This is a genomic window from Achromobacter sp. UMC71, from assembly GCF_014170305.1.
Lineage (GTDB): Bacteria > Pseudomonadota > Gammaproteobacteria > Burkholderiales > Burkholderiaceae_B > Achromobacter.
Genome location: NZ_LZZT01000018.1, coordinates 311,707 through 329,289 on the forward strand (window position 1 = coordinate 311,707; position 17,583 = coordinate 329,289).

At 64.7% G+C, this 17,583-nt stretch carries 20 protein-coding genes; 18 read left to right on the forward strand and 2 right to left on the reverse strand.

The features are described from left to right. Positions 1–81: 81 nt before the first annotated feature. The 3 genes from A9974_RS10665 to A9974_RS10675 all read left to right on the forward strand — a co-directional run bounded on the left by A9974_RS10665 (position 82) and on the right by A9974_RS10675 (position 2,342). A complete protein-coding gene (locus tag A9974_RS10665) occupies positions 82–786 on the forward strand; it encodes a DUF3053 family protein (RefSeq protein ID WP_183004054.1) in 705 nt (234 codons plus the stop codon). Positions 787–880: 94 nt separating this feature from the next. Beyond that, entirely contained in the window at positions 881–1,999 is a 1,119-nt protein-coding gene (locus A9974_RS10670) for an AI-2E family transporter (protein ID WP_183004055.1), read from the forward strand. Positions 2,000–2,120: 121 nt separating this feature from the next. Continuing rightward, complete coding sequence (locus tag A9974_RS10675) at positions 2,121–2,342, forward strand: hypothetical protein (RefSeq protein WP_183004056.1); 222 nt, start codon at positions 2,121–2,123, stop codon at positions 2,340–2,342. A 43-nt stretch (positions 2,343–2,385) separates the two neighbouring features. Here the strand turns inward: A9974_RS10675 and A9974_RS10680 are convergent, their stop codons facing one another. Then, positions 2,386–4,200 (reverse strand): DUF4153 domain-containing protein, encoded by a 1,815-nt coding sequence (locus A9974_RS10680; protein WP_183004057.1) that lies wholly within the window; start codon positions 4,198–4,200, stop codon positions 2,386–2,388. 5 nt (positions 4,201–4,205) lie between these two features. Next, a complete protein-coding gene (locus tag A9974_RS10685; protein ID WP_183004058.1) occupies positions 4,206–4,967 on the reverse strand; it encodes a S24 family peptidase in 762 nt (253 codons plus the stop codon). 321 nt (positions 4,968–5,288) lie between these two features. Here A9974_RS10685 and A9974_RS10690 point away from each other — a divergent pair, with 321 nt between their 5' ends. From A9974_RS10690 to A9974_RS10760, 15 genes are all read left to right on the forward strand, one after another. Beyond that, entirely contained in the window at positions 5,289–5,546 is a 258-nt protein-coding gene (locus tag A9974_RS10690; protein ID WP_183004059.1) for a hypothetical protein, read from the forward strand. 701 nt (positions 5,547–6,247) lie between these two features. After that, entirely contained in the window at positions 6,248–6,841 is a 594-nt protein-coding gene (locus A9974_RS10695; RefSeq protein WP_183004060.1) for a hypothetical protein, read from the forward strand. A gap of 10 nt (positions 6,842–6,851) precedes the next feature. Continuing rightward, positions 6,852–8,327: a DUF3383 domain-containing protein gene (locus A9974_RS10700; protein WP_183004061.1), complete on the forward strand. Its 1,476-nt coding sequence runs from the start codon at positions 6,852–6,854 to the stop codon at positions 8,325–8,327. A 13-nt stretch (positions 8,328–8,340) separates the two neighbouring features. Next, positions 8,341–8,781 carry a phage protein gene (locus A9974_RS10705; RefSeq protein WP_183004062.1) on the forward strand — a complete coding sequence of 147 codons (441 nt, stop codon included), beginning with the start codon at positions 8,341–8,343 and terminating at the stop codon, positions 8,779–8,781. A 3-nt stretch (positions 8,782–8,784) separates the two neighbouring features. Beyond that, a complete protein-coding gene (locus A9974_RS10710; RefSeq protein ID WP_183004063.1) occupies positions 8,785–9,234 on the forward strand; it encodes a phage tail assembly chaperone in 450 nt (149 codons plus the stop codon). A 177-nt stretch (positions 9,235–9,411) separates the two neighbouring features. Beyond that, a complete protein-coding gene (locus A9974_RS10715) occupies positions 9,412–11,145 on the forward strand; it encodes a hypothetical protein (protein ID WP_183004064.1) in 1,734 nt (577 codons plus the stop codon). Then, positions 11,142–11,723 carry a phage baseplate protein gene (locus A9974_RS10720; protein ID WP_183004065.1) on the forward strand — a complete coding sequence of 194 codons (582 nt, stop codon included), beginning with the start codon at positions 11,142–11,144 and terminating at the stop codon, positions 11,721–11,723. Before A9974_RS10715 ends, A9974_RS10720 begins: the two co-directional genes overlap by 4 nt. After that, positions 11,723–12,025: a hypothetical protein gene (locus A9974_RS10725; RefSeq protein WP_183004145.1), complete on the forward strand. Its 303-nt coding sequence runs from the start codon at positions 11,723–11,725 to the stop codon at positions 12,023–12,025. Before A9974_RS10720 ends, A9974_RS10725 begins: the two co-directional genes overlap by 1 nt. 1 nt (position 12,026) lies before the next feature. After that, positions 12,027–13,061 (forward strand): hypothetical protein, encoded by a 1,035-nt coding sequence (locus A9974_RS10730; RefSeq protein WP_183004066.1) that lies wholly within the window; start codon positions 12,027–12,029, stop codon positions 13,059–13,061. Next, positions 13,058–13,801 carry a Gp138 family membrane-puncturing spike protein gene (locus tag A9974_RS10735; RefSeq protein WP_183004067.1) on the forward strand — a complete coding sequence of 248 codons (744 nt, stop codon included), beginning with the start codon at positions 13,058–13,060 and terminating at the stop codon, positions 13,799–13,801. Before A9974_RS10730 ends, A9974_RS10735 begins: the two co-directional genes overlap by 4 nt. Positions 13,802–13,809: 8 nt before the next feature. Continuing rightward, positions 13,810–14,163: a hypothetical protein gene (locus A9974_RS10740; protein WP_183004068.1), complete on the forward strand. Its 354-nt coding sequence runs from the start codon at positions 13,810–13,812 to the stop codon at positions 14,161–14,163. Further along, complete coding sequence (locus tag A9974_RS10745; RefSeq protein WP_183004069.1) at positions 14,160–15,341, forward strand: baseplate J/gp47 family protein; 1,182 nt, start codon at positions 14,160–14,162, stop codon at positions 15,339–15,341. Before A9974_RS10740 ends, A9974_RS10745 begins: the two co-directional genes overlap by 4 nt. A gap of 1 nt (position 15,342) precedes the next feature. Continuing rightward, positions 15,343–16,008: a DUF2612 domain-containing protein gene (locus A9974_RS10750; RefSeq protein ID WP_183004070.1), complete on the forward strand. Its 666-nt coding sequence runs from the start codon at positions 15,343–15,345 to the stop codon at positions 16,006–16,008. A 13-nt stretch (positions 16,009–16,021) separates the two neighbouring features. Then, complete coding sequence (locus A9974_RS10755) at positions 16,022–16,975, forward strand: hypothetical protein (RefSeq protein WP_183004071.1); 954 nt, start codon at positions 16,022–16,024, stop codon at positions 16,973–16,975. A gap of 248 nt (positions 16,976–17,223) precedes the next feature. Beyond that, positions 17,224–17,580 carry a phage tail protein gene (locus tag A9974_RS10760; protein ID WP_183004072.1) on the forward strand — a complete coding sequence of 119 codons (357 nt, stop codon included), beginning with the start codon at positions 17,224–17,226 and terminating at the stop codon, positions 17,578–17,580. Positions 17,581–17,583: the final 3 nt, after the last annotated feature.

Below are 17,583 nucleotides of genomic sequence, written 5' to 3' on the forward strand. Positions count from 1 at the left end.
TTCGGGATAATCTGCCCGGAGGCGCCGGCTGGGCGGCGGGCGGGCGTCCCGGGTGCGAACCTATACGCAAGGAGGCGGGGCATGACAATGCTGCGGATGTGCCTGGCGGGCTTGGCGGCGGCTTCGATGCTGGCGCTGGCGGCCTGCGGCAACCGGGAGCCCGAGGAACGCGCAGCCTTTATCCAACTGTTGCAACAGCGCATCGATACGGGCGCCTTGGTGCCGATCGGCGCGCTGAGCGACACGGAAAAAGAAGCCGTGGGCGATTATGACGATGCGTACGCGGTGATTACCCGGTTCCAGGAATCCCTGGCCAAGGCGGCTGCGCCGCTGCGCCAGGTACTGGCTGCCGAAACCATCCGTTCGGTGCAAGACATCGTGCAGCGGCGCCAAGCTTTCGACGAGGCGCGCAAGACGCTGGCCGACAGCGCCAGCGCATTGCAGGCGGCCCGGGCAAAGGCGGATCGCATCCGGGGCGGCCTGACGCTGGCGCCGGATCTGGCGCCGGTCTACGACGGCGTATACGACGAGGCCGTCACGGCGCCGTTTGGCGAGTTGATGCAAGCCGCGGGCACGATGGACGCGGTCGCCCGCGATGCGCTGGGCGTGGCGGATTTCGTCGCCGCGCATGCGGCCGACATTGCCCTGGAGGATGGCCAGACCAAGGTTTCTACCCCGACGCTGCAACAGGAATTGAACCAGCGGCTGCAGGCCTTGAACGCGCAGTCCGGCGCCCTGGACCGGGCGCGCGCCACCGTGCTGCGGGCCGCCGGCAGCGACTCCTGAGCCCGCGGAGGGCCTGCGCCCCCCGGGGGGGCGTGGCGCGGCGGGGCTTTGTACAATGCGGGTCTCGCGGCGCATGCCGCGCCTTGGACGGAATATGAGTCAATCTTCAAGCTTGCACTACAGAACCTTCCTGCTTTTGCTGGTGGTCGTTTCCATCGCCTTCGGCTGGCTGCTCTGGCCTTTCTACGGCGCGGTGTTCTGGGGCGCCATCCTGGCCATCCTGTTCGCCCCCTTGCAACGCCGCCTGGTGGCGCGCATCGGCGGGCGCCGCAATCTGGCCGCGCTGATCACATTGGCGCTGGTGCTGTTCCTGGTGATCCTGCCGCTCGTGGTCATCAGCGGCTCGCTGGTGAACGAAGGCGCCAGCCTCTACCAGAGCATCAAGTCCGGGCAGCTGAATTTCGGCGCCTACTTCCAGCAGGCCATGGAAGCGCTGCCGCCTTCGATTCACGATCTGCTGGCGCGCTTTGACCTGGCCGACATTCCCAGCCTGCAGGAAAAGCTCAGCGCCGGCGCGATGCAGGTCAGCCAGTTCCTGGCAACGCAGGCCTTGAGCATCGGGCAGGACACGTTCCAGTTCGTGATCAGCTTCGGCATCATGCTGTATCTGCTGTTCTTCCTGTTGCGCGATGGCCCGCAACTGGGCTTGCGCATCAAGCGCGCCATGCCGTTGAGCCATGCGCACAAGCAGCATCTGTTTCGCAAGTTCACCACCGTGGTGCGTGCCACGGTCAAGGGCAACATCGCGGTGGCGGCCTCGCAGGGCGCCCTGGGCGGCATTATCTTCTCCATCCTGGGTATCCAGGGGGCGCTCCTGTGGGGCGTCATCATGGGCTTCCTGTCGCTGTTGCCCGCGGTGGGCGCCGGGCTGATCTGGGCGCCGGTGTCGATCTATTTCCTGCTCACGGGCGCCACCATCAAGGGCGCGGTCCTGATCGCGTTCGGCGTGCTGGTGATCGGCATGGTCGACAATGTGCTGCGCCCCATCCTGGTGGGCAAGGACACCAAGATGCCCGACTACGTGGTGCTGATCTCGACGTTGGGCGGCATGGCGTTGTTCGGCCTGAACGGCTTTGTCATCGGCCCGCTGATCGCCGCGCTGTTCATGGCCAGCTGGGACCTGTTCTCGCCCCCCGACGAAGAAGTGATTCCGCCCGTCGATCCGCAGCCCCCCGTGCCTGCCGATGACGCCCAGGCCGACAGGACGAAGTAGGCGAGGGCGGCGCGCGGATTGCCTGGCGTCAATCCGCCGTCAGGCCGCCGGGTGTATGGTGTAGAGCAGAACCGGCACCCCCCGGTGCCGGCCTGCCTACCTAACCTGGAGCGCGTCGGATATGGACTGGAAGCTGCATAAATCGGGCTGGATCGAAGAGCGCAACTTCGATATTGAATTCGCCGAAACCCCCGAGGGCTATCACGCTCGTGTGCGGGTCTTCGGCTTTCCGGTGCTGGAAGACACCAAGAATGTCTTTCCGAACGAGGCGTTGGCCGAAAAGGGCGCGCTGACGCTGCTCAAGAGCCAGTTCACGGGCACGCCGGACCTGGAAGAGCGCTAGCCCGGCGCCCGCTGCGGACGCCGCGGGGCCGGGCATTGCGTATTCAGTGCAACGGCAGCCGCTGTCCGCCCACGATCAGGTCGCGATCCGTGCGGGGGGCGGTATGGACCTGCCCCTGCGCCAACGCATTGCCGATGTCATTGGCCTGGCGGTCGGCCGTCCAGCGGCGCGACTGCGTGCTGATGCTGCGCCATTTGCCGTCCGCATCTCGCGCGTAGGTGATGAATTCCTCGTAGGCGCGGTTGCCGGTGAATTCCCAAGGCGGCACGTACAGGACCAGGTTGTCCGCGCCTGCGCGGGTGATGTCGGCGTGGATCAACCAGCAGCGCCGGAAGTCCTGTTCAGGATCCTTCGTGGCGGACTCGTCGGCGTCGACGCAGTTGCGCGTCTGGAACGGGTTGGCATCCGCGGCCGCGGGCCACCAGTCGTCGGGGAGCTGGCCGCCGGCTGGATAGACCTTGAAGGTTGGCCTGGGGGGCGGCTCCGCCCGTCCGGCGCTATCGCGCCGGGGGTTGCCCCAGTCGTAGTAGTTGCCCTTCAGGGCCAGGGCCGCCGCGGCGGCGATCTCGGGTGTTCGTGCCTGAGCGGCGCCATCGGCCAGGCGTTGCAGCGCATGGCGGCCGTAGTCGCCGTGGTCGCGCGCCATGGACAGATAGGGGTAGTCGCCCGGCGGCACCTGGCCGTTGATCAGGCGTTGCGTCTGGCTATCGGCGGTGAGCCGGTCGGGGCTGAGCAGCGGCGTATGGACCAGGGTCAGCGCGCTTAGCGCGCACATCGCGGCCACGATGTTGGTCGCGCCCAGGACGGCGTGGAAGCGCCGGGGCGCAAGCGCGGCCAAGGCATAGCCCGCCGCGTAGACAACCAGCAGGGCGGCAATATAGGAACCCCAGGCGCGAGGCGTCGTCCAGCCGTACTGCTGCACCCGCACCACCAAGCCATATAGCGCGACCAGGGCCAGCGGCAGCAGGCCGATCGCGGCAAGGCGCAGCAGCGCCTGCAGCCGCGGCCCGAAGGGCGGGGCGTCGGGGCTGTCTTGCCAGGCGGAGTTGATCAGTTTGATCCAGACGGCGCTGAAGGCGATCAGCGCGCCCGCGGACAATGCCTTGGCTTGCAGGTCCAGCGCCAGCCGGGCAGCCAGCGCCGCTACGAAGGCAATGCCGATGAGGGCCACCAGCGGCAGCAGCCAGGCGGTCAAGGTGAGCCACGAGCGTTGCAGCGTATCCGCCAATTGCGGGCGGCGCCGCACGCCGACCAGGCAAAGCGCCAGCACCAGCGGCACCTCCACCAGCTGGAACCAGATGGACTGGACGAAGTCGTCGACCAGGATGATGCCGATCATGCGGAACATCTGCCCGGTGGCCCAGAACAGCAGCGAGACTGCCAACGTCAGACCGCCGGCCAGCGCGAGCGTGACGGTGTTGCGCCACGCCGCCCGGAATACCGCCGGGTAGTTCCAGTGCGGAGCGGACGGGTCCAGCGCCTGCACCAGCGGCAGCAGCAGGAAGGCGCTGACGGCGGTGATCAAGGTTGCGATGGCGCGCAGGCCGGTACTGTCGCCGTCGACGGGCAGCGGACCCAGCAGGGTCGTCAGGCTGTAGGCATGCAGCGCGGGCAGCGCCACGCCGAAGGCGATCAGGGCCACCAGCCAGCGCCGGGCGGACGGCATGCCGGCCAGCAGCGCGCCGGCCAGGGGCACCAGCCAGACCCACTGGATGGCGAACATGGTGGCGTAGGTGCTGCGCCACGGCCAGGCGTGATGCCTGAGCGCGGCGTACAGCGCCAGCGCACCCAGCGCGCCGAGCACGCCGTAGAGGAGGATGGTGCGTTCGGCGGCCTGCAGGCGGGGGCGTTGGGGCATGGGGGTTAGAAGTCCTCGCTGCGCCAGACCTTCAGCACGCGGCCGAAGACCTCGAAATCCATGCCTTCGGTGATATCCCAGGCGTCGTACTTGGTGTTCTCGGATTTCGCCCGGACCACCAGGCCGGAGGCGGTGGGAATGCGTTGCAGGCGCTTAATGAAGCCTTCGCTGCCTACGCGGAAGAAATAGATGGCGTCGTATTCGACGGCCTGTACGCCACGGTCGACGATCAGGGGATCGCCGGGGTTGAACATGGGGCGCATGGAATCGCCGAAACCCGTGACGATGCACAGGTTCTTCGAGGCAGAGAAGCCCCGGACATTCTTTTGCAGCCATTCGGGGCTGACGTTCCAGCTTTGAATGACGCCTGGCTGGTCGCGCAGTTCCAGGCCATTTCCCATCGCGCCTCCGGTATCGAACTGGGCAATGAGGACGTTGTCGAGATGCGGTCTGCCCAGCCGTGCATGATCAAAAGAGACGAGCCGGCCTGGCGGCTCGTCTGGCATGGCGTCGGGGGAAAGCTCGCGCCACAGGTCGGGGTGGGGAAGATCCATCCAGTGGGCGGACTGGCCCAAGCCCACTGCGAGCTTGGCGGCCAATGCGTCGCCGACCCGGCGCGGGTGCTTGTCCCGTTTGCCTTGGAATCCTTGAAGTATCTGGTCCAGGTACTTGCGACTGACGCCGGCGCGCTCCGCCAGGCGGTCCACGCCCCCGGCCTCGTGGACCGCGTACTTGAGGTTGTTCAGTCGGATCGATCGGATGTCCATGGTAGCGATAGTAGCAATCCGCTACCGGAAAGTACAGTAGCGATTCGCTGTTGACTCGATGGTAGCGAGTCGCTACCATGAATCCTAATCCTGGGATAGCCGGGCTAGCCGCAACGCAGCGCGGCCCTGGCGCAGCAGGCCGCGCGGGCGGCTCTCGGCGGCGCGGCGGTTTCCGTCAAGCCTGTCCCGTCGCGTCGCAAGACGCGATTCGCTACCAAGGCGGTCAACGGCCGCGGCGATCCGAAGGGGAACACAACCGGCAAAAAACCTGGAACAAGGATAACGAGGCATGGCTGACACGATTGAACGGGGGGCGTCCCGATGAAATACGCAAAGGAAGTGCTGGATACGATGTCGGCGTTTCCCGGGCGCCCCTGGCGCATGGCGGAACTGGTGCGCGGCGCGTCCGGCGCACGCGAGTTGACGCCGCGCGAACGCAACGCGATGCGGCAGGCGATCCTGCGCGTGCTTGAAACCCTGCATGAAGGCGGACAGGTGGCGCGCATCGAACACGCCCGCAATTCGCTTGCCTATGTCTGGCGCGAAGTGCGACACCCGCAGGATTGTGCTCACGCCTGACCTCAAGGCACAATTCGGTCATGCCGTCGCGGGGTGACAGTCCCCACCCGGCAGGTGCCTTCTCCTGACACGCAGTACGCAAAACAAGGCCCGCTTCCAGCGGGCCTTATTTATGAGAGGGTACGTGCGTCCGGCGGGCAGTATTGCGCAGGACACCACCGCGAAGTGCGACACGCCGGGTATTGCGCCGGCGGCAGCCACTGCGCCACAATTCGTTCATGCCATCGCGCTGTGCGCCGATAGCGCCTCCGGAAAAAACAAGGCCCGCCACGAGCGGGCCTTATTTATGAAAGGGTACGTGCGTCCAGCAGGTGCCCTTTGCCGTATCCATGAACAGGCTCGCCATCGGCGGGCCTTTTTCATTTCCGCGCCCCGCGTTCTCCCTGAGAGCGCGGGGCGTTTTGCATGGCGCGTCCAGCGGCCTGCCGCCTCGTCGTTGCTCCGGTCCCGGGCCTGTCTCTCCCGCCCGCCGCGGCCAGAAACGACTTGAGGCGGCAGCCCGGTGGGCGACAGCCGGAATCCGCCGCAACCCAGCCGCACGCGTCAAGCAACGCGGCATCGCGCCTGATGCGCACCAAAGTCGGCGATCCGCCTCCAGCACGCTGGACTCCCACAACCTGCCCAGGACGCAGCGGCATTCGAAGGCGTTTCTTCGAATGCCGCTGCGCCCCTTTGCCCGACAACATGACAAGGAGCTTCGCATGGCGAATAGTTCGGCCACTGGCGGCTACCTGGCGCCTCTCGCCATTTCTCCGCCTCTGGAGGATGCCGAGCTCGAGGCGCTGTTCCAGGGGTTCATTGCCGGCGTGTCCGGCCTGCCCCTCAACCTGGTTCGTACACGCTGGCCTGCCGCCGGCGTGGAACCGCCCGCGCAAACCGATACCTGGTGCCTGATGGACATCCGGTCGCAAACCGCGGACGCCGGTCCGGTCGTGGCACACGACCCGGCCGGGGAAGGATCTGATTCATATGTTCGGCACGAAGACATCGAGGTGCTTTGCTCGATGTTCGGCCCCCGTGCGTTGCGCCACGCGGCGCAGTTGCGCGACGGCGCCGCCGTGCCGCAGAACCGCGAGCCCTTGCAAGCGCAAGGCATGGCGGTCAGCGGCGTGGGGCCGATTGCGGCCATGCACGAACTCGTGAATCAGCAGTGGATACGGCAGTTCGACATGACTTTGCGCTTTGCGCGCCAGGTTACGCGCAGCTATCCGGTCCTGAATCTTCTGTCGGCGCAAGTCACGACGCATGCCGCGTCGTTGTCCCCGACGGATCACACCAACCACCTTGCAGATTAAGGGATTTACCATGGCTAATGGATTGCCGGTATCACGCCTGATCAACGTTACGATCAATATGTCGCCGCTGGCGGCACAGGGCGCGAGCCTGAACACCGCGCTTTTGCTGGGCTCGTCCCCGGTCATCGACACCGGCGAGCGCATGCGCTCCTATGGCGGCATCGATGCCGTGGCCGCCGATTTCGGCACCGCTGCACCGGAATACCGCGCGGCGCTGCTGTATTTCCAGCAGACGCCCCAACCCTCGCAACTGTTCATCGGCCGCTGGGCCAAGGGCGCTACGTCGGCCACGCTGCGCGGCGCCGTGCTGTCGGCCGCGGAAAAGCAGATGGCGGCCTGGACCGCCGTCACTGCCGGCGCCTTCACGATGACGATCGATGGCACCGCCAAGACGGTCAATGGCCTGGACTTCTCCGGCGCCACCAACCTGAACGGCGTGGCCACGATCATCTCGGCCGCGCTGGTCTCTGCATCGGTGCTGTGGAACGGCTCGCAATTCGTCGTGACGTCCAATACGTCGGGCACGGCCTCGTCGCTGGGCTACGCCTCGGCCGCCGGCACCGGTACCGACATTTCGTCGATGCTGGGCCTGACCGCCGCCAAGGCATCGGCGCCTGTCGCCGGCATGACCGCCGAAACGCCGGTCGATGCCGTGTCGCTGTTCCTGGACCGCTTCGCCAACAAGTTCCTGGGCCTGACCTTCGCCGATGCCGATCTGTCCAGCGCCGACCATCTGGCCGTCGCCGGCCTGATCGAGGCCGACCAGCGTCACCTGTATGGCGTGTCGACCCAGGCACCGCAGGTGCTGGACCCGACCAACCACGACGACATCGCCAGCCAGCTCAAGGCGCTGAAATACAAGTACTCGATCGTGCAGTTCTCCAGCGCCAATCCGTACGCGGTGGCCTCGCTGCTGGGCCGCATGCTGACGGTGAACTTCAACGCCAACAACACCACCATCACGCTGATGTACAAGCAGGAGCCCGGCATCGTCGCCGAGACCCTGACCAGCAGCCAGGCTGACACGCTGGCCGCGAAGAACTGCAACGTCTTCGTCAACTACGACAACGACACGGCCATCATCCAGTACGGCGTGACGCCCAGCGGCATCTTCATCGACTCCGTCTACAACGCGATCTGGTTCCGCAACCGGGTGCAGACCGACGTCTACAACCTGCTCTACACCAGCCCCACCAAGGTGCCCCAGACCGACGCCGGCAACCAGCTGATCGCTTCGGTGATCGAGGCTGCTTGCGAAGCCGCGGTGAACAACGGCTACCTGGCTCCGGGCGTGTGGAATTCGGCCGGCTTCGGCGCGCTCAAGCAGGGCGACACGCTGTCCAAGGGCTACTACGTCTACGCGCCGGCGATCGCCACCCAGTCCCAGGCCGATCGCGAAGCGCGCAAGGCCGTTCCGTTCCAGGTCGCCGCCAAGGAAGCCGGCGCCATCCACACCGTCGACGTTCTGGTCACGGTCAACCGCTAAACAGGAGTAGAAGATGTCTACCTATTCGTTCGCTGATATCAGCGCCAGTCTCATCGGCCCCGGTGGGGCGATTTCGCTGGGTTATGGCTCGGGCAATGCCGACGAAGGCATCACCGTCGCCATGGCCGCCTCGCGCAACACCATGACGGTGGGCGCCGATGGCGAAGTCATGCACACGCTGAACGCCAACAAGAGCGGCACGGTCACGCTGACCTACCTGAAGACCTCGCCGGTCAACGCCCAGCTGCAGGCCCTGTACGACGCCCAGACGCTGGATTCGCGCCTGTGGGGCAAGAACCTCATCACCGTGACCAATCCGGCCACTGGTGATGTGACCGCATGCCGCGCGTGCGCGTTCGGCAAGCGTCCGGACCTGACCTACAAAAAGGACGGCGACACCGTGGCCTGGGTCTTCGACGCCGGCAAGATCGACACCATTCTCGGAACCTACTAAGCCATGTCTCTGGAAATCGACCTGAACGGCAATCGGTATTCCATCGGAAAACTGAATGCCAAGCAGCAGTTCCACATCTCGCGCCGCATTGCGCCGATCCTGCCGACGCTGATCCCGGTGTTCGTCCGCCTGGCGGGCGGCAACCGGGTGGTGTCGGAGGATCCCGGCGGCCTGGCCGATGTCCTGCAACCGCTGGCCGACGGCTTGGCGGCGATGAAGGATGAGGATGCCGAGTACGTGCTCGACACGTGCTTGCAGGTCGTCCAGCGCAAGCAGGAGCACGGCTGGGCCGCCATCTGGTCGGCCAGCCAGCGCACGCCGATGTTCCAGGACATCGATCTGGGCGTGATGTTGCCGTTGGTGATGCGCGTCATCACCGTCAACCTGGGGCCTTTTATGCAAGGGCTGCTTACGAGCCAGACGAGCAGCCCCGAGGCGACACAGGCTGGCTGAAAAGCCTGCCGGGCGGCGAAGACTGGTTGCTGGCGCCGGTGCTTGAGGGGCTCTGCAAGTACGAGTCCCTCAAGGACGGCTCCCTGGACCTGGCCGACATCGCGCTCTTGAACGACGCGCTGTCGGTCCGGGCAGACAACAAGGCGGAAGCGCACCGCCGTCTAATGGCAGAGAAGAATGGCTAATACATCAGAATTGCAAAGGGCGGTCGTCTCGCTGGGATTCCAGATCGATGCCCAGAGCTTGCAGAGACTCGAAGACGCGCTGAACATCATGGCGCGCGGCTTCGAGAGATTGAATTCGTCGATGACACAGACCAGCCAATGGGTTGGTCAGATGGCCGAGAAGCTGGAAGCAGTCTATTTCGGCGCGCAACGCGTAGGCGCATCCGCCAGCAATTTGCGGGCGTTTGGTGGAGCGGTTCAGGACTTCGGCATTTCCGCGCAGTCGGCCGAAAGCAGCCTGAAGTCCTTGAAGCAAGCCATGGAGGACGGCCGCGCGGCGAACTTCCTGAAAGACAGCGGGCTTGACGTCGAGACGGTCGACAAGACCACAGGCAAGCTGCGCGATACCGTTCAGGTCATGGGCGACATTCTTGCCCAGGCGCATTCTCTTGCGCCGCAGGATGCCCGCCGTTTGGCGGCAAACCTGGGCATCGACGATGAATTGATGGATCCGCAGCGCGCGGCACAACTGTTGCAGCGCTATCGGGAAATACGCCAGGCGGCGGCCACGACCGGCCTGGATACGGCATCGGCCGACGCGCACGAATCGATGAACAGTATCCGAGAGATCGGACGCACCATCGACAATATTTCCACCAAAGTGGCGGGCGTGGTCCTGGATAAGCTGAAAGGACCACTGAAGGAATTTTCGCAATGGTTCGAAACCAGCGGTCCACTCATTGGCGAACGCATGGCCGAGGTGGCCAAGTCCATCCTGGACATGGCTTTGGCGGTAGCGCCGGTGCTTGGCTGGGTTGCGGGCGCCATTTTCGAGCTAGATGCCATGACAGGTGGCTGGAGCACTCGCATCGGGCTCGCGATCGCCGCGTTCAGGTTGCTGGGGGGGGCCGAGCTGGTCACTGGGCTGCTGGATCTGGCCAAGGCGATCGGGGCGGTGAACTTGGCGAGCGAGGGGCTGGTCGCCGCCGGCGGACTGAGTGGTTTGCTTCGGTTCCTTGGGCGAAAGAAATTGCTGGGCGTAGGCGCTGCCGGTGCGATGACTGGGGCTGCGCTGAGCTTGACCGAGTGGATGCTTCCAGACGTTCCTGGCGAGACTGAGGCCGATCGCACAGCACGTAACACGGACCAGTGGCTGTCCACATTCCCGTTACCTACGTCGACCCTGGCGCAGAAGCTGGCGATGGACATGATGATGCTGTTTTATAAGCCAGCAGCTCCAGGGTCGGGAGGCGTCAAGGTCGGGCCGTCCAGCTTTCCGAGCCTGCCGCGAGTACCGCGTCCAGCCTTTCAAGACTCGACGGACTCCGCTGAGAACAGTCAATTGACGCCCGAAACGGCGCCTGGCCTGGATGTTCCCGACAGCCTACGCATGGTTGAGAAGGCCGATCAGGCCGCACGCGCCGCCGGTGAACGTTTCCAGCGGCTTCTTGACGACATGCCCGCCTCGAGCCGAGGGCAGCTCATGTCCTCGGACAGCGCAAGCCTGCGCCTGCCCGCTTTCGGCGAACCCATGCCTCAATCCTTGTCCGCGCCCTGGGACGGCTACCGCAGCGGTGCGCTGGAATTGAAGCTGAACGTCGAGTCGCCGCAAGTCAACCTGACCGCCACCACCAACATCTATGTCGAGGGTTCCGCTGATCCGATGGCGACTGCGACGGCAGTGGCCGGACAACAGGATCGCGTCTTCGCGGACCTGACACGCAATACCCAGGGGGCATACCTATGATGGATTTGAGCTTGGCAGGCCTGGACATGGTGCTGCTGCACAGCAAGAAGATCGGCCAGATCGAGATCCAGGCCGTCATCCAGGAAACCTACACGGATACGCTGGAAATCACCTCGCATCCGGTGGATGGTGGACCGGATGGTCCGCGCACGATCAACGACCACGCGTTTAAGAAACCGCGCGAGGTCGTCATGGAGTGCGGATGGAGCAACGCGGACTACAACGGGCTGCTCGGCGCCACTGCCGAGGCGTTGCCCAATGGCCAGGCCGCGACGTCCGATTACGTGACTGCGGTGTACACGCAGTTGCTCGCGTTGCAGGAGTCGCGTGAACCGTTCGACCTGATCACCTGCCGGCGCAAGTACAGCAACATGCTGATCCAGAGCCTGAAGGTGAACCACACCAAGGACACGCAAGGCAGCTTGCGGGTCACGGCCAATTTGGTCGAGGTGGCAATCGTGCATGCGCGGGAGACGACGGTGCCGCCGTTGCCGCGGCATGCGGATGCCAGAAAGACCGGCGGGCCGATGGAATGCGGTACCCGCAACGCGACCGTCGCGAACCCGAGGAGCCCATGATGGCCAGTTTCTACGAGATTCCCCTGCTGCCGGTGCCGCAGAGCTTCACGATCGCCCTCGGCGGCAAGGATTACCGGTTGACCATGCAATACCGCGACGGCTGGATGCTGGACATCGGCGCCGCCGACGGCGGCATGCTGGTGGCGGGCATCCCGCTGGTGACGGGCGTGGACCTGCTGGGCCAGTACCGCCACCTGGGCTTTGAAGGCGGCCTGTGGTTGATCAATGCCATTTCGTCCGATGATCCGCCCACCTATGAAAACCTGGGCATCGAGTCCAAGCTGTACTGGAAGGCGGGTTGACATGGCGGAGCAGACTTCTACACAGGCGGCCGGCGGGGGGGACCAGACCCGGCAGTGGCTGCGCCAGTCGGAGCTCCTGATCGGCAATGACCAGGGCCTGGATCTGTCGGACTTTCATTTCACGTTCCAGATCAAGCATTCGGACTCCTCCAAGCCCAACACGGCGAAGATCCGCATCTACAACCTGAGCGAATCGACCATCAACCGTATCCGGCGGGAATTCAATGTCGTGATGCTCCGGGCTGGCTACCGGGGCAACCTGGGCACGATCTTTCACGGCACCCTGATCGAAGCGGTCAGCGGCACGGAAGGGCAGACCAATCCCTATCTGGACATCGTGGCGGCCGACGGCGACCTGCCGTACAACTTTGCGACGATGAGCCAAACCCTGAAAAAAGGGGCAACCGTGCATGACCGTGTCCAGGCCGTGCTGGCGGCCATGAAACCCATGGGCGTTACTGCCGGCTATATGGCCGACCTGCCGCCCGGTGCGTCGTTGCGGGCGAACGTCAACGCGGGGATGTGCCGTGATGTGCTGGATGACCTCTGCCGCACGGCAGGCTGCATCTGGCGCATCCAGGACGGCCGGCTCGAGATCGTGCCGGAGAAATCCTATGTCCGGGAAACGGTGCAAGTCCTGACGGATGAAACCGGTGTCATCGGCCGGCCGGAGCAGATCGACAAGGGCATCAAGGTCAAGATGTTGCTCAACCCGTCGGTGAAGGCCGGCCGCCTGGTCTATCTGAACAACGACAGCATCCGGCGGTATCGCTACCAGACCGAGGCGGCGCGTTCCCAGGAGGCTGCCGGCAAGGCGAAGGGCGCGAAGCAGGCCAAGCTCGAACCGGACCTGGCCACCCAACGAAAGCTGGCGGACAACGGCTACTACTACGTCATGGTGGCCGAACACAACGGCGATACCCACAAGACCGATTGGTACACCACGATCACGTGCCTGGCCTGGGATGCCACCCTGGATCCGCCGGGCGAACTGCCCAGCCAACTGGGCGAACCCAACCCAAAGGACGCCAAATGAATCGACGCGAACGGCTAAATGATCCGAACGTGGCGCTGCAGGATGCGATCCGGGGCGCCATGGCCATGACCTGGACGGCGCTGCCGGGCATCGTGCAGTCGTTTGATCCGGTTGCCATGACCTGCGTGGTGCAGCCGGCCATCAAGGCGCGCAGGACCTTGCCATCGGGGACGGTCGTTACCGACGCGCTGCCGCTGCTGGTGGATTGCCCGGTGCACTTTCCCTCTGGCGGTCATTGCACGCTGACGTTCCCGGTGACGCCGGGTGATGAATGCCTGGTGGTGTTTTCGTCGCGCTGCATTGATGGCTGGTGGCAATCCGGCGGCATTCAGGAACAGTCCGAACTGCGGATGCACGACCTGTCCGATGGTTTTGTGTTCGTGGGGGTGCGGTCGCAGCCACAGGTGATCGCCAATGTCAGCACCAGCGCGACGCAATTGCGCAGCGACGACGGTTCGACCTACATCGAGCTGGACCCCGCAAGCCAGAAAGTCCAGATCGTGGCGCCTGGCGGTTTTGACGTCATCGCGCCCCGGTCGACCTTCTCGGACCAGGTGCTGGTCGAAGGGTTGTTGACTTATGTCGCCGGCCTGGTCGGCAGCGGCGGGCAAGGCTCGGCCGCGCAGATCACCGGCGTCTTCAACGTCATCGGCCAGATCCTGGCCAATGGCAAGCGGGTGGATGACACCCATACGCATACGGCCCAGGGGGCCAACGCGGTCACGACACCGCCCAACTAAGGAAACCAATGCGCTATCGAAAAATGGACGCTAACGGGGACTACTCGTTCGGCGGGCAGCAGGCTGACTTTTACCGGGACACGCCGCAGGCGGTGGCCCAGGCGGTCAAGACCCGTTTGATGCTGCTGCGCGGCGAGTGGTTCCTGGATACCAGCGAAGGCATGCCCTGGCGGACGGAGGTCCTGGGCAAGCGTTTCGAGGCTTCGTACGACGGGGCGATCCGTGAACGGATCCTGGGCACCACCGGCGTGACGGGTATTACGGAGTACTCGAGCCGTCTCGATAGCGAGACGCGAGGACTGGCCGTGGCCGCCACGATTTCAACCCTTTATGGCACCGCCATTGTGCAGGCAGCATTATGACGATACTTTCTACCGCGCCGGTGGTCGACGCCGCCGGCATTCGCGCACCATCCTATGGCGATGTGCTGCAGTACCTGCAGGAACAGTACCGGGCGATCTACGGGCCGGATACCTACCTGGAGGCTGACAGCCAGGATGGCCAACTGCTGGCCGTGTTCGCGTCCGCGATCAACGACGCGAACATTGCGGCCATCAATGTCTATAACGCATTCTCGCCGGCGACTGCCGCGGGCGGCGCGTTGTCCTCCAATGTGAAGATCAACGGCATCAGCCGGGCCCTGGCCTCGCCGTCCACGGTGGACCTGCGTATCGTGGGCCAGGGCGGCGCTCTGATCAGTAGCGGCATCGTGAAGGACGCCAACGGCATCCAGTGGCTGCTGCCGGCTCAGGTGACCATTCCGCCGGAAGGCGAGATCACCGTCACGGCGACTTGCCAGCAGATCGGTGCGATTGCGGCCGCCGCCCATACCGTCGACCAGATCGCCACGCCGACCCGGGGCTGGCAGGCCGCCAGCAATCCGGCAGCGGCGACGCCTGGCGCACCGGTCGAGAGCGATGCCGCGCTGCGCAAGCGCCAGGCCGTGTCGGTGGCGCTGCCCTCCAAGACGGTGTTCGAAGGCACCATTGGGGCGGTCGCTACGGTGCCCGGGGTGAACCGCTATGCGGCCTACGAGAACGACACCAGTGCTACGGACGGTCATGGCTTGCCGCCGCACTCGATCAGCCTGGTGGTCGATGGCGGCGATGCCGCCGCCATCGCGCGCGCCATCGCTGGCAAGAAGACGCCTGGCACCGGCACCTATGGCACGACCACGGTGGTGGTCAGCGATATCTACGGCATTGCGCATCCCATCAACTTCTTCCGGCCGGAACTGTTGCCGGTCACTGTGGATGTGCGTATCCGTGCCCTGGCTGGGTATACGGCGGCGACGGGCCTGGCGATCCAGCAAGCCGTGGCGGATTACGTGAACAGCGTCGCCATCGGCGGTGGCGCGAGCGCTTCGGTGGAATGGGGCGATGCCATCTCGGCCGCCAACGGCGTGCCGGGCAACGCGACCTTCAAGATCGCGGCGTTGACGTTGTCGGCGGCCGGCGTGGTCGGCACACCGGACGTGGCCCTGACGTTCAAGCAGGCCGCGTCAGCCTCGCCGGACAGTGTTCTGCTGACGGTGATCTGACATGGCGGACATCAGCGACTACACCGGCTTGCTATCCGCCTATCACCGCGGCAAGCCCAATTTCACCGCCACGGTCCAGGCTTTGTGCCAGGGCATGGTGGACTTGAGCAATCTGTACGGCGCGCTGCCGGATGCCTTTGACCTGGACCTGGCCGTGGGGCGGCAGCTGGATGCGGTGGGCCTGTGGGTGGGGCTGGCCCGGCGGATCAAGACACCGCTGGCTGGCGTCTATTTCTCGCACGACATCGACGGCCTGGGCTTTGACCAGGGCGTGTGGCAAGGGCCGTTCGATCCGGACAGCGGCCTGACCGAACTGGACGACGACACCTACCGCCTGCTGCTGCGCGCCAAGATCGGCGCGAACCATTGGGACGGCACGCTGGAGACATCGGCCGCCATCCTGGACCGCGTCTTTGGCGGCGGCACCCACATTTTCATCCAGGACAACGGCGACATGTCGGTCGACATCGGCGTTGCCGGCAAACCGCCGTCCGCTTTGTTTCAGGCGCTCTTGACGGGCGGGTACATCCCCCTCAAGCCCGAGGGCGTGCGCATCAGTTACTACGTCATCCCCTCGGGCGAGGGGCCTTTGTTCGGTTTTGACGTTCAAAACCAATACATCTCGGGGTTCGATGGCGGACTCTGGGGTTCGCTTTTTGCCGGTTGAATAAGGACATTCCGTGGCTATCAATCAAATACTTCCCTTCGGCACCGTTCCCGGCGCCAACGTACTGACCCCTGCCGACTACCAGGCGCTGGCCGCCCGGTTGGCAGGCTTCTCGGCCGGCACGGCCAAGTCGAAAGAACTGAACACCGTCTGGCGCCAGGCGTCCTTCGTCGCGGCGATGATCGCGCAGTACATCGCGGACAAGACCGGCCAGGACGTGCTGGACAACGGCGACCAGGCGGCTTTGCAGGCCAAGTTTGTGGCGGCGCTGGCGGCTTCGCCTGCGCTGACCGGGGTGCCGACCGCGCCGACGCCTGACGCCGCCGACAAAAGCACCCGGATCGCCACCACGGCGTTCGTGACCGGTAACTTTCCCCGGATCTATCCGATCGCCGCGCTGCCGACGCAGGATGTCGGGCCGATCATCGTTGCCGAGTGCGCGGAAGTATGGACGTGGGCATCCAGCCAGTTCTTCAAGGGTTATCGCTCGCCGCTTTGCGGTCGGCCCCTGGATGGTCATACCAGCGTGCCGCTGGTCAGCGAGGTCGATGCCATCGGCGGCTTGATCTCGAAGACTGCCTACGCCGCTCTGTGGGGTTATGCGCAGGAACAGGGCCTGGTCAAGACCGAGACGGTCTGGCAAGCGAATCGCGGCACCCACTGGTTTTCGGACTACTCGGCGACCGAGTTCCGAGTGCCGGATCTTCGCGATATGTTCCGGCGATTTACGGGAACTGACGCTGACACTGCAAATGCGAGAGCGATGGCATCGCGTCAGACAGGCGCATTGCAATCGCACCGGCATCAGCTACTGGGCTATCTGATGTCAGCCAACCCCGCGGGCGGCGGCGTCTTTGGCTTGAACACTGGCGCCGGTTCTGGGGCCAGCACGACGTACATTGGTGATACCGGCGGTGCTGAAACTCGGCCGGTCAATACGGCGTATCCCCCCAGGATTCATGCTTGAAATCAGGCATGAATTCGCGGGAGAAACGCGACGTTGATAGGCCGAGTTTCCCTGCCACCAGTATTCGACGTGCCACGCCCGATCACGGTGCCCGATCTGCCGCCGACACCCATTGCCGACGAGCCGCTAAATGCGTCCCAAGTTTCGTTGGGAATCACATGAGAGTGGCTGGCGAAGTCCCCGGCCTGACGGCTAGCCATTGGCCGCGCATTTGCAGTGCAAATCTCATTTTTTTAGGAGTAATCCCTATGCATAAAGAAGTATTCCAGGCCGACGACAACGGCCTGTTTCTGTATAAATCCGTCGCTAACGAGCTGGTGATGACGCCCGGCTTGTTCAATATCCCGTTTGGCGCGTATGTGGATACGCCGCCGCAACCTGCTGCCGGGCAATGGCCGCGGCGCGTCGGTGATGCATGGGTCATGGTCGAGGACTATCGCACCACGCCGCTGTGGGTGGTGGAAACGGGTATGCCGTACTCGATTGGTGCCGAGCACACCGGTGCTGACGGCAACGTCAGCTATCCGGGCTGGGGGCCGTTGCCGGCCTGGTTGACACAGGAGGAGCCGCCGCGGTTCGATCTGGAGGCGGGCGTTGACGCCTAGGCC